The organism is Streptomyces spiramenti, assembly GCF_012034385.1.
Taxonomy (GTDB): Bacteria; Actinomycetota; Actinomycetes; order Streptomycetales; family Streptomycetaceae; genus Streptomyces; species Streptomyces spiramenti.
Genome location: NZ_JAAVJB010000003.1, coordinates 28,820 through 53,677 on the forward strand (window position 1 = coordinate 28,820; position 24,858 = coordinate 53,677).

At 73.0% G+C, this 24,858-nt stretch carries 17 protein-coding genes; 13 read left to right on the forward strand and 4 right to left on the reverse strand.

Going from position 1 to position 24,858, the window contains the following annotated elements:
• Positions 1-61 precede the first annotated feature (61 nt).
• Both HCJ92_RS00795 and HCJ92_RS00800 read left to right on the forward strand, forming a co-directional pair.
• On the forward strand, positions 62-2,155 hold the full coding sequence (locus HCJ92_RS00795) for a flotillin family protein (protein WP_167931384.1): 2,094 nt from the start codon (positions 62-64) through the stop codon (positions 2,153-2,155).
• 78 nt (positions 2,156-2,233) lie between these two features.
• Positions 2,234-7,027, forward strand: coding sequence for a DNA repair ATPase (locus HCJ92_RS00800; RefSeq protein WP_167931385.1), 4,794 nt, complete (start codon positions 2,234-2,236; stop codon positions 7,025-7,027).
• A 146-nt stretch (positions 7,028-7,173) separates the two neighbouring features.
• Here the strand turns inward: HCJ92_RS00800 and HCJ92_RS00805 are convergent, their stop codons facing one another.
• Positions 7,174-8,148, reverse strand: a complete 975-nt coding sequence (locus HCJ92_RS00805) for a DUF8017 domain-containing protein (RefSeq protein WP_167931386.1) — start codon at positions 8,146-8,148, stop codon at positions 7,174-7,176.
• 56 nt (positions 8,149-8,204) lie between these two features.
• A complete protein-coding gene (locus tag HCJ92_RS00810) occupies positions 8,205-9,257 on the reverse strand; it encodes a DUF8017 domain-containing protein (protein WP_167931387.1) in 1,053 nt (350 codons plus the stop codon).
• A gap of 833 nt (positions 9,258-10,090) precedes the next feature.
• Between HCJ92_RS00810 and HCJ92_RS00815 the strand changes: the two genes are divergently transcribed.
• The 10 genes from HCJ92_RS00815 to HCJ92_RS24590 all read left to right on the forward strand — a co-directional run bounded on the left by HCJ92_RS00815 (position 10,091) and on the right by HCJ92_RS24590 (position 20,295).
• Entirely contained in the window at positions 10,091-10,783 is a 693-nt protein-coding gene (locus HCJ92_RS00815; RefSeq protein ID WP_167931388.1) for a hypothetical protein, read from the forward strand.
• A gap of 128 nt (positions 10,784-10,911) precedes the next feature.
• The gene (locus HCJ92_RS00820) at positions 10,912-11,976 is read left to right on the forward strand and encodes a hypothetical protein (RefSeq protein ID WP_167931389.1); all 1,065 of its coding nucleotides are present in this window, start codon (positions 10,912-10,914) and stop codon (positions 11,974-11,976) included.
• Positions 11,973-13,274 (forward strand): ATPase, T2SS/T4P/T4SS family, encoded by a 1,302-nt coding sequence (locus tag HCJ92_RS00825; protein ID WP_167931390.1) that lies wholly within the window; start codon positions 11,973-11,975, stop codon positions 13,272-13,274. Before HCJ92_RS00820 ends, HCJ92_RS00825 begins: the two co-directional genes overlap by 4 nt.
• 7 nt (positions 13,275-13,281) lie before the next feature.
• Positions 13,282-14,235, forward strand: a complete 954-nt coding sequence (locus HCJ92_RS00830) for a type II secretion system F family protein (protein ID WP_167931391.1) — start codon at positions 13,282-13,284, stop codon at positions 14,233-14,235.
• Positions 14,232-15,182 carry a type II secretion system F family protein gene (locus HCJ92_RS00835; protein ID WP_167931392.1) on the forward strand — a complete coding sequence of 317 codons (951 nt, stop codon included), beginning with the start codon at positions 14,232-14,234 and terminating at the stop codon, positions 15,180-15,182. Before HCJ92_RS00830 ends, HCJ92_RS00835 begins: the two co-directional genes overlap by 4 nt.
• A 29-nt stretch (positions 15,183-15,211) precedes the next feature.
• Positions 15,212-15,460 (forward strand): hypothetical protein, encoded by a 249-nt coding sequence (locus HCJ92_RS00840; protein WP_167931393.1) that lies wholly within the window; start codon positions 15,212-15,214, stop codon positions 15,458-15,460.
• A gap of 212 nt (positions 15,461-15,672) precedes the next feature.
• Entirely contained in the window at positions 15,673-16,026 is a 354-nt protein-coding gene (locus HCJ92_RS24585) for a TadE/TadG family type IV pilus assembly protein (protein ID WP_245240432.1), read from the forward strand.
• Positions 16,027-16,032: 6 nt separating this feature from the next.
• Complete coding sequence (locus tag HCJ92_RS00850; protein WP_338053947.1) at positions 16,033-16,476, forward strand: TadE/TadG family type IV pilus assembly protein; 444 nt, start codon at positions 16,033-16,035, stop codon at positions 16,474-16,476.
• Positions 16,473-17,015, forward strand: coding sequence for a TadE/TadG family type IV pilus assembly protein (locus HCJ92_RS00855; protein WP_167931395.1), 543 nt, complete (start codon positions 16,473-16,475; stop codon positions 17,013-17,015). The genes HCJ92_RS00850 and HCJ92_RS00855 overlap by 4 nt, the downstream gene beginning before the upstream one ends.
• A gap of 79 nt (positions 17,016-17,094) precedes the next feature.
• Positions 17,095-20,295: a BTAD domain-containing putative transcriptional regulator gene (locus HCJ92_RS24590; RefSeq protein WP_245240434.1), complete on the forward strand. Its 3,201-nt coding sequence runs from the start codon at positions 17,095-17,097 to the stop codon at positions 20,293-20,295.
• A gap of 98 nt (positions 20,296-20,393) precedes the next feature.
• On the opposite strand, the gene HCJ92_RS00865 is transcribed toward HCJ92_RS24590, so the two are convergent.
• On the reverse strand, positions 20,394-21,221 hold the full coding sequence (locus HCJ92_RS00865; protein ID WP_167931396.1) for an alpha/beta hydrolase family protein: 828 nt from the start codon (positions 21,219-21,221) through the stop codon (positions 20,394-20,396).
• A 203-nt stretch (positions 21,222-21,424) separates the two neighbouring features.
• Complete coding sequence (locus HCJ92_RS00870) at positions 21,425-24,010, reverse strand: endonuclease/exonuclease/phosphatase family protein (RefSeq protein WP_167931397.1); 2,586 nt, start codon at positions 24,008-24,010, stop codon at positions 21,425-21,427.
• Between the two features lie 318 nt (positions 24,011-24,328).
• On the opposite strand from HCJ92_RS00870, the gene HCJ92_RS00875 reads away from it, so the two are divergent.
• Positions 24,329-24,778 carry a cold shock domain-containing protein gene (locus HCJ92_RS00875; protein ID WP_167931398.1) on the forward strand — a complete coding sequence of 150 codons (450 nt, stop codon included), beginning with the start codon at positions 24,329-24,331 and terminating at the stop codon, positions 24,776-24,778.
• The last annotated feature ends 80 nt before the right edge of the window (positions 24,779-24,858 follow it).

A 24,858-nucleotide genomic window follows, 5' to 3' on the forward strand; every position in this document is an offset into this window, starting at 1 on the left:
CCCGCGAGCCGGCCCGCGCCCGACACCACTGCAGGACCTGACCCACGAAGGACGTACCAGGATGGACACATCCATCGGCCAGGGACTCGGCGTCCTCATCGCCGTCTCGCTGCTCATACTGTTCGTACTGCTCTTCGCCGTCACCCGGCTCTTCCGCAAGGTCGAACAGGGCAAGGCGCTGATCGTCTCCAAGATGCGCAAGGTCGACGTGACCTTCACGGGCACTGTCGTGCTCCCGGTCCTCCACAAGGCCGAGACCATGGACATCTCCCTGAAGGCCCTCGACATCAGCCGTGAGGGCAAGGACGGCCTGATCTGCGCGGACAACATCCGCGCCGACATCCGCATCTCGTTCTACGTCCGTGTCAACAACACGGTCGAGGACGTCATCAAGGTCGCGCAGTCCATCGGCACCGAGCGCGCCAGCAACCAGGTCACCCTCCAGGAGCTCTTCAACTCCAAGTTCTCCGAGGCGCTGAAGACCGTCGGAAAGCAGCTGGAGTTCGAGGCGCTGTACGACCGGCGCGACGAGCTGAAGCAGCGGATCATCAACGAGATCGGCCGCGACCTCAACGGCTACCGCCTGGAGGACGTCGCCGTCGACTACCTGGAGCAGACCCCGCTCGGGCACCTGGACCGCCACAACATCCTCGACGCCCAGGGCATCCGGAAGATCACCGAGCTCACCGCCGCGCAGAACATCCTCACCAACGACTTCCGTCGCAACGAGGAGAAGGAGATCACGCGCCAGAACGTCGACGCGCGTGAGGCCGTGCTGGAGCTGGAGCGCCGCCAGGCGGACGCCGAGATCAAGCAGACCCGTGAGATCGAGTCGGTGCGCGCCCGCGAGGAGGCCGAGGTCGCCCGCGTCCAGGCCGAGGAGCGGCTCCGCTCCCAGACCGCCGCGATCAAGACCGACGAGCAGATCGGGGTCCAGAACGAGAACCGGGCCCGCGAGGTCGCCGTCGCCCAGCTGAACCGCGAGCGGGTCGTCGCCGTCGAGAACGAGCGCATCGAGAAGGACCGCCAGCTGGAGGTCATCGCCCGCGAGCGCGAGACCGAGCTCCACCGCATCTCCAAGGACAAGGAGCTGGAGGGCGAGCGCCGCGAGATCGCCGACGTCATCCGCGAGCGCATCGCGGTCGAGAAGACCGTGGCGCAGCAGGAGGAGGACATCAAGAAGCTGCGGGCAGTCGAGGAGGCCGAGCGCAACCGCCAGGCGATCGTGATCGCCGCCGAGGCCGAGGCGCAGGAGCAGCTCGTCAAGGACATCAAGGCCGCCGAGGCCGCCGAGCAGTCCGCCGGCCACCGCGCCGCCGAGGAGCTCACCATGGCCGAGGCGCGGCGCAAGACCGCCGAGCTCGACACCCAGGCCGCCATCCGGCTCGCCGAGGGCAAGCAGGCCGAAGCGGCTGCCCAGGGCCTCGCCGAGGCGCAGGTCCGGGAGCGGGCCGCGGAGGCCATCGCCAAGGTCGGTGCGGCCGAGGCCGACGTCGACCGCAAGAAGCGCCTCGCCGAGGCCGAAGGCGTGCGCGAGCAGCTGACCGCCGAGGCCGAGGGTCTCAAGGTCAAGCTCCAGGCCGAGGCCGAGGGCATGAAGGAGAAGATGCAGGCGGAGGCCGAGGGCCTCACCGAGAAGGCCGCCGCCATGGCCGCCCTCGACGCCGCCAGCCGCGAGCACGAGGAGTACCGACTGCGGCTGGAAGCGGAGAAGGAGATCCGCATCGCCGGCATCGACGTCCACCACAAGATCGCCGAGTCGCAGGCCACCCTCATCGCCACCGGCCTGGAGAACGCCAAGATCGACATCGTCGGCGGCGACTCCGTCTTCTTCGACCGGCTCATCGGTGCCATCTCCGCCGGCCGCAGCGTGGACGCCTTCGTCGACAACTCCGAGCACACCCGGGCGCTGGCCGGCAAGTGGCTCGACCCCGAGAACTCGACGTTCACCGACGACGTCACCGGCATGCTCGCGGGGCTCGGCGCCGGCGGCATGCGCGACCTCACCCTCGCGGGGCTGCTCTCCGGCCTGATCTCCGGCGGCGGCGGCCACAGCGCCCAGCTGCGCGGCCTCCTCGACGCGGTCCGCGAACAGGGCCTCGCCGACACCCCGCTCGCCCAGCTCGCCACGAAGAAGCAGCTCAGCGACAGCTGACCCGCCCGAAGCCGTGCCGCCCGGACACCCCCGGCGCACCGCAGCCGACCCGGCCGTGCGCCCAGCCCCAGGAGACCCATGACCCAGGAGATGGACGCGGGCACCTACGAGGTGCTCCGGGACCGCATGAAGTCCGCGGCGGCCGACCTCGCCGGCCGCGCCCGCAGCCTCAACGACGACCGGGTCGAGACGTTCGGCGGCAGCGAACTCGCCCTCCGCACCACCGACCGCATCCGCACCGAGCACCACTGCGTCCCCCGCGACATCGTCCAGGTCCGCGGGCACCTGCTCGCCGGCTACACCGTCCGGTTCGGCCTCAAGCAGGACACCGCCGTCAGCGACGTCTTCGGGCTGCACCGCTACCAGCCCGACGCGGACGGCGCGCACTTCACCGCCGCACCCGAGACCGCGGTACCCGGACTCCTCGACGACCCCGCGTTCGTCCGCGACTTCGAGAGCCTGTTCCGCTACTACCGCCAGGCGCAGCTGCTCCAGCTGCGGACCGTCGGACAGCTGGTGCTCGCCGTCTTCCAGACCGGTGACCGTGTCAGCGACATCCGCGTGCTGCGCTGGGAGCTCGCCGCCGACGGTACCCCCACCTACCTCGACGCCAAGGGAGAACGCGACCACGTCTTCCCGCCGTCCCACGACTTCGAGTGGACAGTCACCGGGCGCGAGCACCACACCTCCGGGCAGCACCCCACCGTCGCCGTCGACGGCGAACTCTTCGTCGACGCGGTCGGCGGCCACCTCACGGTCCGGGTCGAAGACTCCACCGACACCGGCGAGGCGATCCACAGCGAACCCGTCGAGGCCCCGTTGCAGTCCCTCGCCGACGCCGAGATCGCCTACGCCCGCCGCGGGCCGCTGATCCTGCTGAAGGTCCTGCCGTACGGCGAGAGCGACCACCGGTACCTCGTCCACAACACCCGCACCAAGGAGGTCGTGCGCCTCGACGGCATCGGGCAGGCCTGCCACACCCTGCCCGAGGACCAGGGACTGATCTTCCCCGGCGGTTACTACATCAGCGGCGCGCCCACCGGCGCCGCCGCCCGGACCTTCGACACCGACACCAGCGACCTGGAGTACAAGGCGGCAGTCCGCTCGCCGAACGGCGAGGACGTCCTCTACGTCTTCCACGCGCGGGCCGAGGGCCGCACCCTGCTGCTGCCCTACAACCTCATCCGCAAGGAGGTCGCCAACCCGATCGCCTCGCACGGCTACACGCTGTTCGAGGACGGGACCATGGTCGTCTTCCGCGCCGCCGGCGAGGAGGCGACGCGCGTCCACCCGATGCAGGTATGGCACACCCCCTTCGTCTCCGACGCCCACGCCGCCGCCCAGCCGCAGAGCGACGGGCCCCTCGCCCGCATCGGCAACGCCGAGCTGGTCCGAGGCGTCTCCGACGCGCTGACCGTCGCCCGCATGGCCGACGAACTCGCCCCCGGTACAGCCGTCTTCGAAGCCGTCGTCGCCGCCTGCACCCGCCTCTCCGAGCAGTACCACTGGCTCACCGTCGACGGCCTCCACGGCCTGGACCAGCCGCTCGCCACCCTGCGGACCGCCGCCGAGCAGGTCATCGACGAGTACGAGCGCGTACTGGAGCTGCGCAGGCAGGCCCGGGAGGCCACCACCTCCAACGACGCCGAGGTCACCTCACTCATCCGTCGCTCCCGCGGCGAGGCGCCGAAGTCCGCGCCGCAGTGGGTCGCCCTCCTCACCGAACTCCGCCGTGCGCAGGGCCGCACCGAGTCGCTGCGCGAGATGCGCCACGCCGACCTCGACGTGCTCACCGCCACCGCCGAGCAGCTCTCCGACGCCCTCGCGGCCACCGGCCGCCGAGCCGTCGCCTTCCTCTCCCGGGCCGACGCCTTCGACGACGCCCACACGGCCGTCGCGGAACTCACCGACCGTGCCGGTGCCGTCGAGACCGTCGCCGACGCCGAGCCCGTCGCCGAGGAGATCGCCGAACAGGCCGACTCGCTGCGCACCGTCACCGACGTCATCGGCGGACTGGAGATCGCCGACGCCACGGTCCGCACCGGCCTGCTGGAACGCATCGGCGAGGTGATGGGAGCGGTCAACCGCGCCCACGCCGTCCTCGACCGCCGCCGACGGGAACTGCTGGAGACCGAGGGACGCGCCGAGTTCGCCGCGGAATACGCCCTCCTCGGCCAGGCCGTCTCCGGAGCCCTCGCCGCCGCCGCCACCCCCGAGGAATGCGACGAGCAACTCGGCCGCCTGCTGCTCCAACTGGAGAACCTCGAATCGCGCTTCGGCGCCTTCGACGACTACCTCGCCCAACTCACCGAACAGCGGGAGGAGATCTACGAGACCTTCTCCGCCCGCAAGCAGGCCCAGCTCGACGAGCGCGCACGCCACGCCGAACGCCTCAGCGAGTCCGCCAACCGCATCCTCTCCACCGTCGAGCGCCGCACGGCCTCACTCGGCAGCCTCGACGAGATCAACGCCTACTTCGCCACCGACCCGCTGGTCGAGCGGGTGCGCGGCGCCGCCGGTGAGCTGCGCACCACCGGGGAGACCGTCCGCGCCGAGGAGCTGGAGGGCCGCATCAAGGCCCTCCGGCAGGAGGCGGGCCGGGCGCTCCGCGACCGCGCCGACCTCTACGGCGCCGACGGGAGCGTCCGGCTCGGCCGCCACCGCTTCGGCGTCAACACCCAGCCGATCGACCTCACCCTCGTCCCGCAGGACGGTGCCCTCGCGTTCGCCGTCACCGGCACCGACTACCGGGCCCGCGTCAGCGACCCCGCCTTCGCCGCCACTGCCGAGTTCTGGGACCAGCCGCTCGCGTCGGAGTCACCGGAGGTCTACCGCGCGGAGCACCTCGCCGCCACCGTCCTCGCCGAAGCCGGCGAGGAACGCCTCGCCGAAGCGACCCGGAACGACGGACTGATCGCCCTCGTCAGGGAGTTCGCGGGCGCGGCCTACGACGAGGGATACGACCGCGGCGTCCACGACCACGACGCGGCGACCATCCTGGCGACCGTGCTGCGACTCCGCGACGGCGCGGGGCTGCTTCGGTACACCCCCGAGGCACGGGCCGCTGCCCAGCTCACCTGGGCCTTCGGCACGGACAAGGACCGCGCCACCGCCTACCGCACCCGCGCCCGCTCCCTCGCCCGGGCACGCGCCGCCTTCGGAGCCTCCGCCGCGGTGACCGACCTGTCACGCGAACTCGCGCGACACATCGCGGAGTTCCTCGCCGAAGCCCAGCTGCACGATGCGCTGACACCCGGTACCACCGCCGCGGCCGGTGACTACCTCTTCGAAGAACTCGCCCTGGGGGGCGAAGCGTTCGTCGCCGGGAACGCGGCCCGCGAGTTGCTCGGGGACTTCCGCAGCACCCTCGGGCGCGGTGGCAGCGACGAGTTCACCGCCGACACCGCCGCACTCGGCGACGACCTCACCGCCCGCCACCAGCTGGTGGCCGCCTGGCTCGAAGCCTACGCCCGCTCCGCGGACCGGCCGGTCGAGGACCTCGCCGAGGCCGTCGCGCTCCAACTCTGCGGCGACACCCTCGACCACCGCCCCCACGACGCGCCACTGCGCACCGCCACCACCGGGCTCCTGGGCACCCACCCGCGCGTCCTGGGCGGCGAACTCGACCTGCGCATCGACGAGTTCCTCGCCCGAACGTCCGCCTTCCGCACCGTGCGCGTCCCCGCGCACCGCGCCTACACGCGACAGCGCAACGCCCTGCTGGAAGCGGAGCGCGGCCGACTGCGGCTGGAGGCCTACCGGCCCCAGGTCATGTCCTCCTTCGTCCGCAACCGACTCATCGACGAGGTCTACCTCCCGCTCATCGGCGACAACCTCGCCAAGCAGCTCGGCACCACCGGAGAGGACCGCCGCACCGACAGCCAGGGGCTGCTCCTGCTGCTCTCCCCGCCCGGGTACGGCAAGACGACGCTCATGGAGTACGTCGCCGCCCGGCTGGGGCTGGTCCTGGTCAAGGTCGACGGCCCGGCGCTGGGGTACGGCACCACCTCCCTCGACCCGGCCGCGGCGCCGGACGCGGCGGCCCGTCGCGAGGTCGAGAAGATCAACTTCGGTCTGGAGATGGGCAACAACGTCTTCCTCTACCTGGACGACATCCAGCACTGCTCGCCCGAACTCCTCCAGCGGTTCATCCCGTTGTGCGACGCGCAGCGCCGCATCGACGGTGTCCGCGCCGACGGCACCGCCACCACGTTCGACCTGCGCGGCAAGCGGTTCGCCATCTGCATGGCGGGCAACCCCTTCACCGGTGGCGGCACCCGGTTCCGCGTCCCCGACATGCTCGCCAACCGCGCCGACGTCTGGAACCTCGGCGACGTGCTGTCCGGACGCGAGGAGCAGTTCGCCCTCAGCCACATCGAGAACGCCCTCACCTCCAACCCGGTGCTCGCGCCGCTGGCCGCCCGGGAACGCGGCGACGTGGACCTGCTGGTCCGCCTGGCGCGCGGCGACGACTCCGTGACGGCCGACCGCCTCTCCCACCCCTACAGCGCCGCCGACCTGGAGCAGATCACCTCGGTGCTCGCCAAGCTGCTCCACATCCAGCGCACCACGCTGAAGGTCAACGCCGCCTACATCCGCTCGGCGACCCAGGACGACGCGCACCGCACCGAGCCGCCGTTCCTGCTCCAGGGGTCCTACCGCAACACCAACCGGCTGGCCGAGCGGATCGTCCCGGTGATGACCGAGGACGAGGTGGAGTCCGCCATCGACGATCACTACCTGGCGGAGGCCCAGACGCTCACCGGCGGCGCCGAGGCCAACCTGCTGAAACTCGCGGAGCTCCGCGGCCGGATGGACGAGGAGCAGCGGCAGCGCTGGGCCGAGATCCGGCAGGCGTTCCGGCCGGCCTGAGGGGGACCCACCTGTCCCGGACGGGCATCGGCTGACCCCGACGGGCCCGGCGCCGGACGGGCCGTGGCACGGTCGAGCCCCGGTGGCCGGTGGACCCGCGGGTCCACCGGCCACCGGGGCTCCGTCCCCGAATGCGCCCGCCGGGCTCAGCCGGCGGGGCGCAGACTGTTGGTGATCTTGTCGAGGGTCTCCTCGTCCAGCTCGCCCTCCACGCCGGTGTCCAGGATCGCCAACCACACCTGCACGTCGTGCGAGCTGTCGAGGTAGGCGATCGAGACGACCTTGGCGTCGGTCGCGTGGCACTCCGGGTCGTCTTCCTCGTCGAGGGCGTAGCCCTCCAGGGTCCCCACGGACATGTGGCCCTCGAAGCCCTGGTCGTTGGTGAAGACCTCCGGTTCGCTGATCTCCAACTCGCCGGTGAACGTGGGGTCGTAGACCGCGCGGGCGTACTCCAGCGCGTTGTCCTCGGCGGCCTCCTCGGTCCCGCTGGCACCCCGGGCTCCGGTGATCGCCAGAACGCCCCGGCTGGAGCCGCGTCCGCAGACGCCGTCCTGGAAGACGGTGGCGCCGCGGGCCACGTACAGCAGCTCCTCCTCCTCGCCGTCGTCGTTGATGATCACGGGCCGCCACTGGACGTAGCTCTCGGGGTCGGCCACCAGCCACTCCTCGCCGCCCGGGACGTCGTAGGCCAGGTCGCGGTCGAGCAGGGTCTGCACCTGCCACTCGTCGTCGACGACGGGTTCGGCCACCGGGCCGGGACCCCCACGGGGGTCGGGGGCGGTCTCCTCCTCGCCGCCCTCGTCCTCGGGCTCCTCCTCCGGCTCCTCGGCCTCGCCCTTCCCGTCGGTCCCGGTGTCGTCCTCGCCCTCGGCGGGCGCGGCGACGGTGGTCCCGTCGGCGCCGGAGTCACCGGTCAGGAGGACACCGGCGACGGTCGTGCCCGCCACCATCGCCACCGAGGCGACGATCGCCAGCGCCATCCTGGTCCCGTGCGACAGCCCGCGACCGCTCGACGGGGTCCCGGCTCCGGGCACCAGCGTCACGTCCGACCCCGGGCCGGGGTACTCCGGTCGGCCGTACGGGCCGGAAGGCGGCGGTGTGTGGTGCGGGCCGTCGGTCATGTCGTGCTCCCCCTGGGGATGTCGCCGGCCCGGTGCCGTACCGGGCCCGTGAGTCGTCAGTTCGTGTGGAAGTGACGGAGACTGTCGGTGATGGTGGCGAGGGTGTCGTCGTCGAGCGCGTCGTCGACCTCCCGCTCCAGCAGCGCGAACCACACCTGCACGTCGTGCGATCCGTCCAGGTAGGCGACCGCGACCACGGCGGCGCTGGTCGCGGCGCACTCCGGGTCGGCGTCCTCGGACGGTTCGTAGCCGGTGACAAGGCCGGTGGCGATGTGACCCTCGAAGCCCTGCGCGTTGCTGAAGGGCTCCGCGTCGACCAACGTGTACTCGCCGGTGGTGTCGGGGTCGAAGATACCGTTGACGTACACGTGGGCGATGCCCTCGGCCGCATCGGCGGTCCCCGTGGCACCCCGGGCGCCCGTCACCGCGGTCACCGCGCGGCTGTTGTAGCGTCCGCAGGCCGCGTCGTTGAACAGCGCCGTGCCGCGCCCGACGAACTGCGGCGTCGTGAGCCCGCCCTCCTCCTCGGGCTCCTTCTCGCCCCAGCCCAGGATCGTGTCGGGGGAGCGGACGTCCCACTCGTCGGTGTCGGGCACGTCGTAGACCACGTCCCGGTCGGCCAGGTACTGCACCTGCCAGTCGTCACCGGAGACCGGTTCGGGGCGGCCTCCCGGGGAGCCGCGGGGGTCCGAGGGGCGTTCGGCCTCGTCCTCGTCCGCGGGGGCCCCGTCGTCCTCGCCCTCCGGCAAGTCGGCGTCCTCTTCGGCGTCCGCGTCGGCGCCGGTGCCGTCGGACTCCGTGTCCGCCTCGCCGGCGGCGGCCGGCGGTGGCGGGTTCCCGTCGCCGTCACGCGTGAGGAGGAACCCACCGACGGTGGTACCCGCGACCATCAGGGTGGCGGCGGCGATCGCCAGCGACATCCTGGTGCGGTGCGAGCGTGCTCCGCCGGCGCCCGCCGCGCTCAACTGCGCGGTGTGCTCGCCGGGCCCGTCCCAGTGGCCCGCGGGCGTGGCGCCGTACGGGGATGCGGCGAAGGACGGCCCGGGCGTCGCCGCCTCGTCCCCCCGGGGCGGGCCGTCCCCCGTGGGTGGCTGCGGTCCGTGGCTCACGAGCGTTCCTCTCACCGGCTGGCTGTGTGGTCGACGGCCGGCGGTGGATTCACCGTCCTCCGGTGGACGCCCCCCGGCGCGTGGCTGATTTCAGCCTGCCATGGCGACGCCCGATCGCCCCCGGCAGCCCCCAGGCTGTTCCGCAGCCGTTACTGATCCACGACCTCGGCGCAGCGGTACGACCTCGGCGTGCGGCGTCAGGGCCCCTCCCGCTCGCCTCACCACGGCGACTCCGCGGCTCTTCCCTGTGTGTTCCGCCGGTCCGCGTCGCGTCGTGGCCCGGCCGAGCGGGAGCGGGGTCCGGGTGTGTTTGCTGCCATCGGTCGGGCGCCCCGCCCTGGGACGGACGTCGCGGACCGGGTGGACGGAGTCGAAAGGCACTGCCGCTTCCGCAGGGATTCGCAATTCCGCTTGCGGTCTCCGCCACCGTCTCGCAGGATGCCGGAGCGAGGCGCCCGCAATCGGCGAGATCCGGTGCGGGCGGGCGTCGTGACGAAGGCTTCGGTGGCCGTGACGTCCTTGCGTTCGACGGCATCGACGAGCGAGGCGTCGGGTCATCATCCTGTCCCGTACCGCCGTTGAGCTGCGGTGCGCGACTGCGTCGACTCCGTGCCGCGGAGACTCCGGGACACCCGGCCGGAGCCCAGTCCGCGCAGGTCGCCGCAGCGGCAGCCCTGTTGCGCGCGTGTGACAGCCTCGGCGTTGTAGTGCTCTGCGAGCGGCTGATAACGTTCCGGTGAGTTTGAACCATTCATGATGAGCTGTTTTGCACACGCGATGCAAAAGCGCGCAATGTGCCGTAGTCAGACGCCGAATTACGCGGGGGTGGTGGCGTGAAGACCCAGGACCGTTCGTCTGCGATCGCCAAGAAGTCGGTCGCCGCCGGACCGGTGATGGGCGATCGGCTTCCGGTGCCGCCGCGCGAGCGGAAGCCCGCGTTGGCCGCGCTGGCGGTGCTGCTGATCCTCGCCGGCGCCCTCGGCGCCACCACGCTGGTGATCCAGGCCGGTGATCGGGTCGAGGCGGTGAAGATCACCGAGCGGGTCCCCGCGGGGCAGCCGGTTCCCGAGAGCGCCATCACCGCGGTGCTCGTCGCGGAGGACCCGGCCGTCAACTACTTCGAGTGGCGCAACCGTTCGCGGCTCCAGCAGGACCTCATCCCCAGTGTCGACCTGGTGCCGGGGACCGTCATGGTGGGGGAAATGCTCACCGCCGAGGAGACGCTCGACCGCGACCAGGTGCTGGTCGGCCTCAGCCTCTCCCAGGGCCGCTACCCCTCCGGGCTGCGCGCCGGGGAGACGGTGGCCGCCTACCACGTCGGCCGTGACAGTGGCGAGGACGAGACGGCGACCGGTCCGACCGGGACGCTCGTCGACGACGCCAAGGTCCACGAGGTGGAGGGCGGCGGGGCCGGCGGCGACCAGCTCGTGACGCTGCGGGTCTCGGCATCTGACGCCGCGGACCTCGCGCGGGCCGGCGCGACCGGCGACGTCACCCTCGTCGTCGTACCCGGCAGCGCCGACTGAGCCACGGCCGGCCCGAACGCGGCCCGGCAACGGGGCGGCACGCACTCCGTGGTGCCCGTCCGACCGCGCACCACACCACCGACGACAGGGCCGGGGCGAGCACCCGACCGAGGGGCTGAAGCAGAGACATGGCGCTGATCGCAGTGGCGGCCGACAAGGGGTCGCCGGGAGTCACCACCATCGCCGTGGCCCTCGCCGCGTTGTGGCCGCGGCGCGCGCTGCTGGCCGAGGTGGACCCTGCCGGCGGCGACCTCGTCTACCGCTCCGCCCGGGAGGACGGCCGCCCGCTGGACCCCGGCACCGGTCTGCTGTCGCTGGCCGCCACGGCGCGCCGCGGCATCGCCGCCGAGCAGTTGTGGGACCACTCGCAGCGCGTCTCCGGCGGACTCGACGTCATCGTGGGCCTCACCTCCTCCGACCAGGGCACCGGTGTCTCCGGCCAGTTCGGGGCCCTGGGCAAGGCGTTCGCCGAACTGGCCCGCTCCCCGCACGAGGAGGCCGCGGCCGATGTCGTCGCAGACTGCGGGCGCCTCGGACCGGACTCGCCCGCGCTGGCGCTGCTGCCCCACGCGGCCGTGGTACTGCTCGTCACCCGCGCACAGCCCGAGAACCTCGCCCACGCCCGGGAACGCGTCCTCGCTCTCAGCGGCAAACTCCACGGGCAGCATCGGGGCGCGGCGCAGCACGGCCGCCCGCCGATCGGGCTGTTGCTGGTCACCGACCCCTCCCAGGGCAGCCGGATCGCCGGCCAGGTCAACGAGATGCTGACCGCGGCCGGCAGCGGCGCACGCGTCGCCGGACTGGTCGCCGAGGACGCCGCGGGCGCCGACCAGCTGGCGGGCCGGCGCCGCCGCGGTCGGGTCGACAAGTCCCTACTGGTGCGGTCGGCCCGCAAGGTCGTCGCGGACCTCCACCAGACCTACCGCGAACTCGCCCCCGCCGTCACCGGCGCCGTCGGAACCCTGCCCCCGCCGCAGCCCGCCGCCGGTGCCGTGCCGCCACCGTCCCACGGCCACGCGCCGGTGCCGCCGCAGTACGGGGCGCAGGGCCCCTATGCGCCCGCACCCACCCCGCCCGGGGGCCCCTGGCCCCCGCCGACGGCACCCCCCGCCGGCGGTGGCTACGGCTACCCCACGGGTGGCGGATACGGCTACCCGGCCTCCGGCAACGGCCCCCGCGGAGGCCACCGGTGACCGACGTCAACCACCAGCTGGTCAAACGGTTCCGGCAGGACGCCGGCGACCGGATCGCCGAGCAGCGCCGCATCGACCAGGCCGGCGGCATCCGCGCCATGACTCCCGAGGACGAGCGTCACTACGCGCGCGCCGTCATCGCCCAGGTCCTGGAGGAGTACGTCCGAGAGGAGATCGCGCAGGGCCGGGCGCCGCTGGACGCCCAGTCAGAGGAGGACTACGCCGCGGCCGTGCACGCGGCGCTCTTCGGCGTCGGGAGACTGCAGCCCCTGCTCGACAACCCCGAGGTCGAGAACATCGACATCAACGGCTGCGACCAGGTCTTCGTGGGCTACGCCGACGGCCGGGAGGAACGCGGCGAGCCCGTCGCGGAGACCGACGAGGAACTCGTCGAACTCATCCAGGTCCTCGGCGCCTACTCCGGCCTCTCCTCGCGGCCGTTCGACGCGGCCAACCCCCAACTCGACCTGCGACTCCCCGACGGTTCCCGGCTCTCCGCCGTCATGGACGTCACCCGCAGGCCCGCGCTGTCCATCCGGCGCGCCCGCCTCGGGAAAGTCTTCCTCGCCGACCTCGTCGGCAACGGGACCGTCACCCCCGAGATGGGCCGATTCCTGGTCGCGGCGGTCCGCGCCCGCAAGAACATCATGATCGCCGGGTCCACCAACGCGGGCAAGACCACGCTGTTGCGGGCCCTGGCCAACGAGATCCCGGCCGACGAGCGCCTCATCACCGTCGAACGGGCCCTGGAACTCGGCCTGGACCAGTTTCCCGAACTCCACCCCAACGTAGTGGCGTTCGAGGAGCGGCTCCCCAACTCCGAGGGTCAGGGCTACATCTCGATGGCTGAGCTGGTCCGCCGCTCGCTGCGCATGAACCCTTCCCGCGTCATCGTCGGCGAGGTGCTCGGCGACGAGATCGTCACCATGCTCAACGCCATGTCGCAGGGGAACGACGGCTCGCTCTCCACGATCCACGCCAACAGCTCGGCGGAGGTCTTCAACCGCATCTCCACCTACGCGCTCCAGGCCAACGAGCGGCTGCCCATCGAGGCGAGCCAGATGCTGATCGCCGGCGCCGTCAACTTCGTGGTGTTCATCCACCGTCGCAACGACTACGCCACCGGAGGTCGGCTGCAACGGCTCGTCACCTCCGTCCGGGAGGTCAACGGCGTCGACGGCCGGGTGCTGTCGAGCGAGGTCTTCGCCGAGGGTCGCGACGGCGTGCCGCGCGCCCACGCCGCGATCTCCTGCGTCGACGAACTCGCCGCCTTCGGCTACCAGCCAGGGTGGGGGTGAGCCGGCCGTGCCCACCACCGGGATCCTCGCGCCGCAGACCCTGCTGGCCCTCGCCTGCGGCCTCGCCGCGGGCGGCGGGTTCGCTCTGCTCGCCGTCGCCCTCCGCGGGCTGCCACCGCGCACCGCCGACGAGGTGGCCCGTGCCGAACGCCGCCGGGCCGAGATCGCGCGGTTCCTCGGCCAACGGTCCATGATCGCCGTCCTGCTCGCGGTGGCCGTGCTCGTCCTCACGGGCTGGCCGGTCGCGGCGCTCGCTGCGGCACTGCTCACCTTCGTGTGGGACAAGCTGTTCGGAGGGGCCGCCGAGGAACGCGCCGCCATGGCCCGGGTCGAGGCGCTCGCCTCCTGGACCGAGTCGCTCCGCGACACCATCGCCGGCGCCGTCGGCCTGGAGCAGGCCATCCCCGCCTCGGCGCGGGCCTCCGCGCCCGCGCTCCGCGAACCGCTGAACAACCTCGTCGACCGGCTGCGGTCGCGGACCACCCTCCCCGACGCGCTCCAGGAGTTCGCCGAGGAACTCGACGACTCCTCGGCCGACATCATCATCGCCTCGCTCATCCTCAACGCGCGGCTGCGCGGCCCGGGGCTGCGCGAGGTCCTGGGCGCCCTCGCCAAGTCGGCCCGCGAGGAGGTGGAGATGCGGCAGCGGGTCTCCGCGCAGCGCGCCTCCACCCGGCGCAGCGTCCAGATCGTCGTCGCCGTCAGCCTCGCCTTCCCCGTGGGACTCTCGATCTTCAACTCCGCCTACGTCGAGCCCTACGGCGACGCGCTCGGGCAGCTCGTACTCGGCCTGGTGTGCGTCCTGTTCGGCCTCGGTTTCTGGTGGATGCGCAGCCTTTCCCGCATCGAGGTGCCCGACCGCTTCATGGTCCGGCCCACGCCCGCCGGCCGCGTCCGTGAGGCGCAGGACGCCGGCGCCGCGGCGCCCGCTCGCGGCCAGGGCCCGGTGGTGCGGAGATGAACTCCACGGTCACCTCCGCGGTCGTCGTCGGCGCCGTCCTGGGCCTCGGCCTCTACACGCTGATCCGGGCGCTGATGCCCACCCGCCGCGGCGCCGTCCTCGCCATCCACCGGGTGGACGCGGTCCGGGCGCGCGGCGGCCACGCCTCCTTCACCGTCCCCGCCGCCCGGCCCACCGGCGCTGATCAGCGCCGCTCCCGCCTCGACGCGCTCCGCGACCGGGCCGGCGAGTGGTTGGCCGAGGCGTATCTGCGGCGCGGTTGGGTGCAGCGGTCGCTCCGCGCCGACCTGGCGCTGCTGGGCCGCAGCTGGGAGAACTTCCTCGCGACCAAACTCGGGCTCGCCGCCGTCGGCCTGGTCTTCGGCCCGGCCGTCTTCACCGGGGTCCACCTCCTCGGCATCGGGGAAAGCCCCTTCATCCCGGTCTGGCTCTCGCTCGCCTTCGCCGGCCTGTTCTTCTTCCTCCCCGACCTGGAGGTGCGGCGCGACGCCGCCGCCAAGCGCCGGGACTTCCGGCGGGTGGTCGCCGCCTACCTCGACCTGGTCGCCATGAGCCTGGCCGGCGGCCGGGGGCTGCCGGAGGCGCTGAAGGCCGCCTCCGAGGTCAGCGACGGCTGGGCGCTAGTGCGGATCCGCACCGCCCTCGCCGACGCCCGGATCACGGGCATCACCCAGTGGCAGGCCCTCGGTAAGCTCGGGGACGAGGTGGGGGTCGAGGAACTGCGCGACCTGTCCAACTCCCTCGCCCTTGTCGCCGACGACGGCGCCAAGGTCCGCGACAGCCTCGGGGCACGCGCCGAGACCATGCGCGGCAGGGAGATGGCGGAGATCGAGAGCGGCGCGGGCGAGAAGTCCCAGTCCATGCTCATCGCCCAGCTCCTGCTCTGCGCGGGATTCCTGGTGTTCCTCATCTATCCGGCAGGCATGCGGGTCTTCGGCGGCTTCTGACGCCGGCCCGGAACGGGAAAGGAAACGACATGCGTCACTCCACGGGGTTCTCGCACCCCGCGATCGGATACCTGTACGCCGCACTGCGCACCCGGCTCCAGCGCGCCCGAGCGGAGGGGGACCGTGGTGCGTCGGCCATCGAATGGGTCGTCATCGCAGCCGTGGTCGTCGGTATCGTGCTCGCCGTCGGCTTCGTGATCTCCAGCGCCCTCACCTCCAAGGCCACCGACGTGCAGAACTGCATCGCCGGAGCCAGCAACCAGAGCGGCAACTGCTAGTGACGGCAGTGGTCACCGCCCCACGCCGCGCAAGCGGTCCGGCGCACCGCCCGCCCGGGACCGGCGCGCACCGCGCCCGTCCCCGCGGCCCGGTGCGGCCGGGGGCCGGTGACCGGCGGCGACGGCAGCCGCCGTCCGACCGTCACCGCACGCCGGCGGGGCTCCGCGCCGCGCTGCGCGACGACTCGGGGGCCTCCGCCGTCGAGTTCGTCATGCTGACGCCGATCATGTTCTTCCTGATCTTCGGCGCCGTGCAGTTCGCGCTGTACTCGTTCGCCGCCGACGTCGCCAAGGCGGCGGCCCAGGCCGGCGCCCGCGAGGCCCGCCGCGAGGCGGACGTCTCCGCCGGATGGCAGGACAGTGCACGCAGCAAGGCCCACGACTACGTGCGCCAGTTGGCCGGCCCGGGGCTGCTCGCCAACGTCAGCGTGCCCGTCGGCCGTGAGGGGGACATGGTGAGCGTCACCGTCATCGGCGACGCCCCCGCCATTCTCCCGGGGATGACATTGCAGGTCAGAGCGGTCTCGGAGGGGCCGGTCGAACGATTCGTACCGGACGGGGGATGACACACCGTGCATGACACAGGGCGAGAGGGGCGGTCGCCGCGCGCCCGCTCGCGGCAGGACCGCGACCGGGGCATCAGCGCGGTCGAAGTCGTGCTGCTCGCACCGCTGATGATCCTCTTCATCCTGGTGCTGTTCGTCCTCGGCAACCAGGTTTCGGCGCGTGCCGCTGTGGACGGCGCGGCGCGTGACGCCGCCCGCGCAGGCTCGCTCGCCCGCGACCAGGCCACCGGCCGGGCCCACGCCGCCGAGGTGCTGGCGGACCAGCTGAAGGACGTCTGCTCCTCGTGGAGCGGGCCGTTCCTCGGCGGCACCGACTTCAGCGAAGGCGGCCTGTTCGTCGTCCGGGTGGAGTGCCAGGTGCGGGGCATGGACCTCGTCGGACTCCCGACCACCAACCGCGTCAGCGGCACCTCCGTCGCCCCCATCGACCCCTACCGGCGGGTCGGATGACCGCCCCCGGCCGCCCGGCTCCCCGCCGCGCCGCTCCCGCCGCTCCCGCCGCTCCCGCCGACGAGCCGGTCCCCGCCACCGGGGCCGGTACGGCGGCACCCGGGCAGAACTGCGTACCCGGGGAAGGGGACCGGGGCTCGGCAGCGATCCTCGTGGTGATCTTCGCCCTCACCGTCATCACCCTCGCCGCCTTCGTCGTCGACGGTGGTCTCGCGATCTCCAACCGCGAACGCGCCGCCGACATCGCCGAACAGGCGGCCAGGTACGCCGCACAGGACCTCGACGAGGAGGCGATCCGGGCCGGCGCCACCGGCGCGCCCATCAACACCGCCAACTGCTCAGCCCGCGTGAGGGACTTCGTCCGCCACTACGACCTCACCAGCGCGGAGGTCTCCTCCGCCCACTGCGTGAGGGCGCGCACCGACGAGTCCCAGGTCGTCGTCCAGGTCCTGGTCGACTACCGGCCGCTGTTCTCCTCGGTCTTCACCTCCAGCGTGCGGGTCACCGGGGAGGCCACCGCCGTCGCCCAGGCCCAGTGACCGCCCTGCGGCGACCGCCACCGTCGGCGCCGCCGCCATCCCCACCGCCGACACGACCCCTCGAACAGGAGCAGACGCCATGGCGCGCACCACTCACTCCGGCAGCGGGAACCGCTCGCCCGTACCGGTGAAGGTCGGGCGTTCCTTCGGCGACGTGCTCAAGGCGTTCGCCGCCTTCCTCGCGCTCGTCTGCCTTGTCGTCGGCGTCCCGTCGGCGCTGGCCTGGTTCGTCGGCTGGCCGCTGCCCACCCGGGCGCCCGGTCTGGACATGCTCCGCCAGGAGATCTCCACCACCGTCTTCCTGAAGATCCTCACCCTGCTGGTCTGGGTCGCCTGGGCGCAGTTCACCGCCTGCGTGCTGGTGGAGGTCAAGGCGGCCGTGTCCGGCGTCGGGATGCCCGCCAGGGTCCCCGGAGCCGGCGGCAGCCAGGCGCTCGCCCGTCAACTCGTCGGTGCGCTCCTGCTCCTGGGCACCACGGCGGCGAGCTTCACCCCGGGACTCGACGCCATCGGCAACGGCTTCGACCCCCGGTCCCACCACGCGATCGTCGCCGAGGCCGAGTACGCTCCCGGCCAGACCGGTGCCGGGCCCGGCACCGCGACCCAGGCCGCCCCCGCGATGGCGCTGCCGGAGGAGGCCGCGGGCACCGAACGGCAGGACGAGGCCGACGCCACGAAGTACTACCGCATCCAGCCCCCCGACGGCCGCCACCACGACACCCTCTGGGGCATCTCCGAACGGCACCTCGGCGACGGACTGCGTTACAAGGAGATCTACGAACTCAACAAGGACCGCGTGCAGCCCGACGGTTCACGGCTCACCGAGGCCAGCTTGATCCGCCCGGGATGGATTCTGGAGATGCCGGCCGACGCAGAGGGCGGCGATCTGGTCGAACTGCCCCACGACCAGGCCGAGCTGAGCCAGGACGAGGTCGAGGAGATCACCGAGTACGGCAACGACCCCACCGCGAACCCGGCGCCCGCCCCCGGTCCGGACCACGGTGGAATGGAGGTGACCCCGGGCAACGGCGGCTCGAAGCCGGGCGCCACCCCGGATGGCGAGTCGAAGGCCCTGCCCGGCGAGACGGCCGACACCGCGGACGCCGTCCCCGCCCCGGACCACGGCGGCATGGACGTCACCCCCGCCCCGGACCCCCGGACCGGAACCGAGGCCGCCGCGCCCGCACCCGACCACGGAGGCATGGAGGTCACACCGGTCACCGAGGCGCCCGCCGGGGCGACGGTCGCCGACGGCACGCGCGGCGCTCCCGGCCCCGTTCCGGTCGGTGCGGAACCGGCGGTGCTCTCCGAACCCGACCCCACCGCGCACTCCGGGTCGGGTTCCACCGCCTTCGCGGCACCGGCGCCCGCCGGGCGGGAGGACGGTCCGGGCCTCCCCGACGCGTTGATGGCCGCCCCGCTGCTCGCGGCAGGGCTCCTCGGCGCCCTCGGCCGAACCCGCAGGAACGCCCTCTGGCAGACCGCCGCGGGCGCCCTGCGACGCGACGCGGGCGACGACCTCGAACCTCGCGACAGCACGGGCCGCGACGCCCGCGACGCGCTGCTGGCGGGAGCCGACCCGTCCGCCGTGGGCTTCCTCGACCTGGCGCTGCGGCGGCTCTCCGCCGACCTCGACGCCGCCGGACGTTCCCTCCCCGTCGTCTACGCCGCCTGGCTCAGCGACGGCGAACTGCACCTCCAGCTGGCTGAGCCCGCCGACGTACCCCCCGCTCCCTGGCAGTTGGGCCAGAGCGACTCCTACTGGACGTTGGAGCGGTACCGCTTGGACGCCGTCCGGGACGTACCGGCCGACGCCGAGGCGCCCTACCCCGGGCTGGTCAGCCTCGGCACCCGGGACGACATCCGGCTGCTCCTCAACCTGGAGGCCGTCCCCGGCCTGGTGTCCGTCCTCGGCGCCCCCGCGGACCGCGAAGCGGTGCTCTCCTCCATCGCCGCGGAACTCGCCACCAGCGGCTGGGCCGACCGGATGACGGTCAGCCTCGTCGGCTTCGCAGCCGACCTCACCGCGCTGGCCCCCACCCGCGTGCGGCACCTGGAGGACGTCGCCGGGCTGCTGGAGGTCATGGAGACCGAAACCCGGCTGCGGCACGGCAACCTCCAGCACACCGGCCAGGACTCCGTGCTGCGCGGCCGTACCGGGCCGGCCCGCGGCCACCAGTGGGCGCCCCACCTGGTCGTGATCGGTGTCGACCCGACGGAGGAGGAGGCCGAACGGCTCGGCGCACTGGCCTCGGTGTCGGCCCCCCTGGGCATCGGCTACCTCGTGACCTCCGACCGACCCGATCTTCCCGGGCTGGCCTGGGAGTTCCAGATCTCACGGGACGGCCGCCTCACCGAACCCGACATGGGCCTGCACCTCGCGGCGCAGCTGTTGCCCGCAGCTGAACGCGCCACCGTGGTGCGGATGTTCGCGGCACTCGGCGACCAGGACACCACCGATGCGGCCGTCGCCGCACCACCGTTCCTCGTGGACCTCGGAGCCGGCGGCAAGCCGGAGGTGTACGCCGAGATCATGGGCGGCTACACCCTCACCGGCCTCGCCGACCCCGACCCCGAGCGGGCGGCACAGCTGCGGGAAGCCCTCGCCGTGCTGCTGCTGCGTCGGTCCGGGGTCCACCGCCGGGTGCTGGCGGCGGCGTTGTGGCCGCGGGGCGTCACCGACGACGTGCGCGACGCCTTCGTCACCCGCCTCGCCGAGTGGCTCGGCACCGAGGCCGCGACCGGGCGACCCCGACTGTCGGCGGGCAGTGACGGGCGGCTGGTCCTCTCCGACCGTGTCGTCTCCGACTGGGACGTGCTCCGCACCCTGCACCACGGCGCCGTGGCCGCGCCCGGCCCCGGCCTCCACCCGGCCGACCGGACCCGCCGGCTGACCGACGCCCTCAGCCTGGCCCGGGGCCCGCTCCTCGACGGGCAGCGGGCGGACGGCAGGTTCGAGTGGCTGCGCCACGAGGTCGTCGACGCCCAGTACCCGCTGCTGGTGGCGGAGGTGGCCCTGGCGCTCTCCGGCGCCCACCGCGAGGCGGGCGAGGGCGAGCCCGCCTACCTGGCGGTGCGGACGGCGCTGGGCGCCGCGCCCACCGACGAGCGGCTGTGGAACGAGCTGCTGCGGGCCGCCCACGCCACCGGCCGCTCGGAGTGGCTCACCGGCGCCGCCCAGTGGCTGACCGCCCACCACGGCCAGCTGTTCGGTGTCGACCGGCCGCTGCCGGCCGAGACCGAGGCGCTCCTCGACGAACTGCTCCCGGGCCGACGGTAGACCGCCGCCGGGGGTGAGCCGGGCAGCCGCCGCGCGGCCCGTGCGGCGGCCGACGCCCGTTGTCGCCCGCGCGCTGCGGGGCGGTCACGCGGCGTCGCTCACCCCGGGGCTGCGAGCAACGGGGCAGCCCAGGAGCTGATCAGCTGTGCCGCGCGCTCCGCGTCGGCCCGGTCCGTCAGCAGATGGTCGGCGCCGTGCAGCCACACCAGCGACGCGCCGTCGCCCGCGGCGTCGTGGATCTCACGGGCCTGCGACGGGTCGACGAGTCGGTCGTCGGGGGAGTGCAGCACCAGCAGCGGCACCGGCAGCGACGCGATCAGCTCCCGTTGCGGCTGCTCCACCACGTCCCGCAGCAGCCCCTCGCCGACCCGGAACGGCCTGCCCGCCAGCGTCACCTCCGCGACCCCGTCGCGCCTGATCCGCTCCCGGTCGGCCGGGCTGAAGTGCCGTCGGAGGTGAGCGGGATGAGAAGGTGCCCCGATGGTCGCGACCGCGCGCACCCCGGGGACGCGGTGTGCCGCGGCCAGGACGGCGGCGCCGCCCAGCGAGTGCCCCACGAGCAGCGTAGGCGGCCGAAGCCGTTCGGTGAGCGCCGCCGCCGCGCACACCAGGTCCGCGACGTTGCCCGAGAAGTCGGTGTCCGCGAACTCCCCCTCGGAGCCGCCGACTCCGGTGAAGTCGAAGCGGAGAACCGCTGTCGACCGCTGTGCGAGGAGCCTGGCCGTGCGCGCCGCGGCGAGGCCGTCCTTACCGCAGGTGAAGCAGTGTGCGTACAGGGCGATCGCCGTCGGTTCGCCGTCGACCGGCAGCTCCAACCGGCCCGACAGCCGGTGACCACCGGCGCCGGTGAAGTCCCACGGCAGTGACCGGGTGCGGACCTGCGGGGAAGGAGTGCCGGGGGCCGCCCGCGGCACGTGTGTGGTCATCCCCGCAGCCTAGGGGCACTCCGACAAGGGCCGCGCGGGTGCGGCCCGCGGGTGACGGGTGACACATCGGTGGGCCTCCGCCCGGCACGCGCGGCCCGGGGACGGAACGCGCCGGGGACCGAACGCGCCGGTGACGGGCGGTCGAGGACCGCCCGTCACCGGCGCGAGGTCAGGGCGTCGCCGCCCTCACCGGCCGGGCCGGGTCACAGGCCGAGCAGCCTGCGCAGCCACTCCTGGAGGTCGCGCACCAGCTCCTTCAGCTTCTCCTTCAGCCGGTCCTTGGCGCTGCCGCCGTTGTCACCGCCGCCGTCTCCGTCACCGCCGCCGTCTCCGTCACCGCCGTCGTCACCGTCGCCGGTGGCGATCCGAACCAGCTGCGGGTCGTGGTCGCTCGCCTGGTCGGCGAACTCGGTGTTGATGTGCAGCACCTCGTACTCGAACTCCTCGATGGTGGAGCTCATCAGGATGTTGTCGAGCGACTGCGAGTTGCCGTCGAAGATGTAGGTGTAGCGCTTCTCGGGCGGCAGCGTCAGCAGCAGGTTGTTCATGGCGCCGCCGTCGGCGAGGATCTCCAGGGTCCGGGAGAACTCGAAGTCGTTGAAGTCCCCGAGGTTGACCACCTTGGCCTGCGGGTCGGCAGTGTGCAGCTCCCGCACGAAGGAGGCGACCTCCTCGGCCTGGCGGTGACGCTGCGCCTCCGAGGTGCGCTGCGGCGGCTGGAACCGGCCGTGGAGCGACTGGTCGCCGCCCTTGGAGTTGAAGTGATTGGTGATGAGGAAGTACGTCTCGCCTCCGAAGACGAACTCGCCGACCAGTGGCTTCCTGCTGCTGGCCCAGGCGTCGGAGCCGGGGTTGATCCGGCCGGGGGAGACGGAGAGTTCGGGGCCGTCCGCGCCCGCCACGACCTCGGCCGCGGTGGTGGCGTCGCCGCCCTCGCGGTCGGTGAAGTCCACCCGCTCCGGGTTGTAGAGAAAGACGTTGCGGATGTTGCCGCCGGGCTGGCCGCCGTCGCGGTTGTTCTCCGGGTCGATCGAGCGCCACGCGTACCGGGGGCCGCCGGCCGCGACGATGGCGTCGGTGAACTTCTCCAGCGTCCGCTCGGCGGTGACCGTGCCGTCGTTCACCGGGCCGTTGTCGTCCTGGATCTCCTCCAGCGCGACGACGTCGGGGGAGGCGAGGTTGACGGCGACGCCCTCGGCGAGCGCGGCGAACTTCGCGTCCGGGTCGGTGGCGGCGAGGTTCTCCACGTTGTAGGTGGCCAGGGCGAGTTCGTCGTCCGCCTGGGGGCGGGTCGCCGGGCGGGTGAGCCCGTTGCCGACGTGCGTGCCGAGCTCGGTCGCCTGCAGCGTGTACCCGCCGAACTGGGCGTAGTCCAGCGGACCGACGGTAGAACCGGACAGCACGTCACCGGCGTCCGCGGCCGGCAGCGGCTGCGGCGCGAGCGACATGACCTTCAGCCGACCGGTGTTGGGCTCGTCGTACGACCCGTACACGACGCCGCCGCGGGCGGAGCGGTTCTCCTCCGGCTTGACCGTCACCCAGAGCTCGTCGTAGTCGGTGGTGCGGCTGACGACGCGGGTGTCGTTGATCTCGACGCGCTGGCCCTCCAGCGACTCCAGCAGATCCAGCGCGAACTTGTCTGGCTCCAGGACGAGATCGTTGATGGAGCCGCCCGCTTCGGGGGCCCAGAGGTCCGGAACGGAGGCGGCGTCCAGCACGACCGGCGCGGGAAGCTCGTTGTCCCGGGAGAGCGTTGTGACGCGCGGTCCGGTGACCTGGGTGATCGACTGCGCGCCCGTCGCCGGGTAGTACTCGGAGACCTCTCCCGAGACCAGCACCTCGTCGCCGACCGCGACCGTCGGCACCGCGGAGCCGGTGTAGACGAACAGGCCCTCGCTGGTGCGCGGGTCCCCGTCACCGGTGGCGTCCTGCATCCAGAAGCCGCGCGACCCCGAGGCGCGGACGCCGGTGACGACACCGGGGACGCCGGTGACCCGCCGGCCCGCCAGCGGCGACCAGCGGGTGGTGCCCTGGATGTGGTGGATCCGGACGTCGCCGGCCTCCGGCGGCCCGCCGGGCTCCTCCCCGTCGTCCCCGCCGCCGCCGTCGTCGATGCCCTCGCCGGCCGAGTTGACGGGGGTCGGCGCACCGGCGGTGAAGTCGGCCGCGTTGTCGTCGGTGTCGGTCAGCTCCGCGTCGCGGGCGACGGAGGTGGTGTTGCCGGCTCCGGCGGCCGGGCCCGAACCCTCCCGCACCACCGCCGATCCGTAACCGACCAGGTCCAGGACGCGCTCGTCCGCGGCGCAGTCCGCCGCCGTCCTGCAGGTGAGCGGTGCCGTGCCGTCGACCAGGGCGACGGTTCCGGTGGTCGCGCTCATGGCGATGGAGCCCGTCGTGTCCGGGGCCGGCAGCTGCACGCTGCCCCCGTTGCCCGCGGCCTGGGCGACGAGGTACCCGGCGCCCGGCTCGACCGTGCCGGAGAGCGGCGTCGCCTGCCACCGGCTGTTGCCGCCCGGCGAACCGGGCAGGTACTGCACGCTGTGGCCCGCCAACTCGTAGGAGACGCCGCCGGGGTTGCCCAGCTCCACGAAGTCCCGGACCAGCGCGGCACCGGAGTTGCCGCCGCCGCCGTAGACCTCGCTGATCACGGCGCCGGTCGCGACAGCCGGTCCGTCGGGGTCGGGGGCGGGTTCGGCCAGCGCCCGCGGGAGAGGGGTGAGGACCAGCGAGGTGGCGGCGCCGGCCGCCACCAGGGCGACTCTGCGGCGACGGCGGCTGTCGTGCGGCACGTGGTTTCTCCTCTGGTACCCGGCGCCGCGCCCGGTGGCACAGCGAGAGGCGGGGGTCACCCTAAGCTACGCGCGTAGAGAAGTCCATGACAACGGCCCGTACGTAAATTCAGGGGCGCGTTCCGGTGGCCGCCACGTCACGCGACGGGGTGCGCCAGGTCATCGGCGGCGGAGGTGAACGGCAGGCGAACGAATGCTGGACGAACGGTGACGCCACTGGCGCGTGGGGGCCGGTCGCACGTTAGGTTCTGACCATGCCCGGGCACGGTGTCCGGGGCACCCGTGTGTGCGGTGGTTGCAGTTGTTGAGGAGGCGGCAGTGCGGATGATCGGTAAGATCCTGCGGTTCGACGAGGTTCGCGGTTACGGCTTCATCGTGCCGGAGGAGGGCCACGAGGACGTGTTCATGCACGCCAACGACCTCATGGGCGAGAAGTACCTCTACCAGGCCGGCCGCGAGGTCGAGTTCGAGATGGAGATGGGCGACAAGGGGCCGAAGGCGTCCCGTATCCGGCTGGTGGATTCGACCTCCGGCGAGCCGCCGCTGCCGCCGCGAGCCGCCGCCCCGGCCGCGCGCTCGTCCGCCGACAACGGCGGTGACCAGCTGGTCGACGGCGAGGTCTGCGACATCCTGACCCGCTCCGAGTTCCGCGTCGAGATCACCGAGGCGCTGATCGCCGCCGACGGCGACCTCACCGCGCAGCAGATCCGCCGCATCCGTGACCAGGTCGCCTCCCTGGCCTCGTCTCACGGCTGGGTCGACAACTGATCGATCGGCCCCCCTGGCCCACCGGTCCATCGACCGGCTGACCCTCGGGCCCGTCCCGGGACGCCACGGCGTCCCGGGAC

What these genes read in the sequence shown, in the direction of transcription:
- HCJ92_RS00795 (WP_167931384.1), top strand. Translation starts at nt 62, where the DNA reads ATGGACACATCCATCGGCCAGGGACTCGGCGTCCTCATCGCCGTCTCG.
- HCJ92_RS00800 (WP_167931385.1), top strand. Translation starts at nt 2,234, where the DNA reads ATGACCCAGGAGATGGACGCGGGCACCTACGAGGTGCTCCGGGACCGC.
- HCJ92_RS00805 (WP_167931386.1), bottom strand. Translation starts at nt 8,148, where the DNA reads ATGACCGACGGCCCGCACCACACACCGCCGCCTTCCGGCCCGTACGGC.
- HCJ92_RS00820 (WP_167931389.1), top strand. Translation starts at nt 10,912, where the DNA reads ATGGCGCTGATCGCAGTGGCGGCCGACAAGGGGTCGCCGGGAGTCACC.
- HCJ92_RS00835 (WP_167931392.1), top strand. Translation starts at nt 14,232, where the DNA reads ATGAACTCCACGGTCACCTCCGCGGTCGTCGTCGGCGCCGTCCTGGGC.
- HCJ92_RS00840 (WP_167931393.1), top strand. Translation starts at nt 15,212, where the DNA reads ATGCGTCACTCCACGGGGTTCTCGCACCCCGCGATCGGATACCTGTAC.
- HCJ92_RS24585 (WP_245240432.1), top strand. Translation starts at nt 15,673, where the DNA reads ATGCTGACGCCGATCATGTTCTTCCTGATCTTCGGCGCCGTGCAGTTC.
- HCJ92_RS00855 (WP_167931395.1), top strand. Translation starts at nt 16,473, where the DNA reads ATGACCGCCCCCGGCCGCCCGGCTCCCCGCCGCGCCGCTCCCGCCGCT.
- HCJ92_RS24590 (WP_245240434.1), top strand. Translation starts at nt 17,095, where the DNA reads ATGGCGCGCACCACTCACTCCGGCAGCGGGAACCGCTCGCCCGTACCG.
- HCJ92_RS00865 (WP_167931396.1), bottom strand. Translation starts at nt 21,221, where the DNA reads ATGACCACACACGTGCCGCGGGCGGCCCCCGGCACTCCTTCCCCGCAG.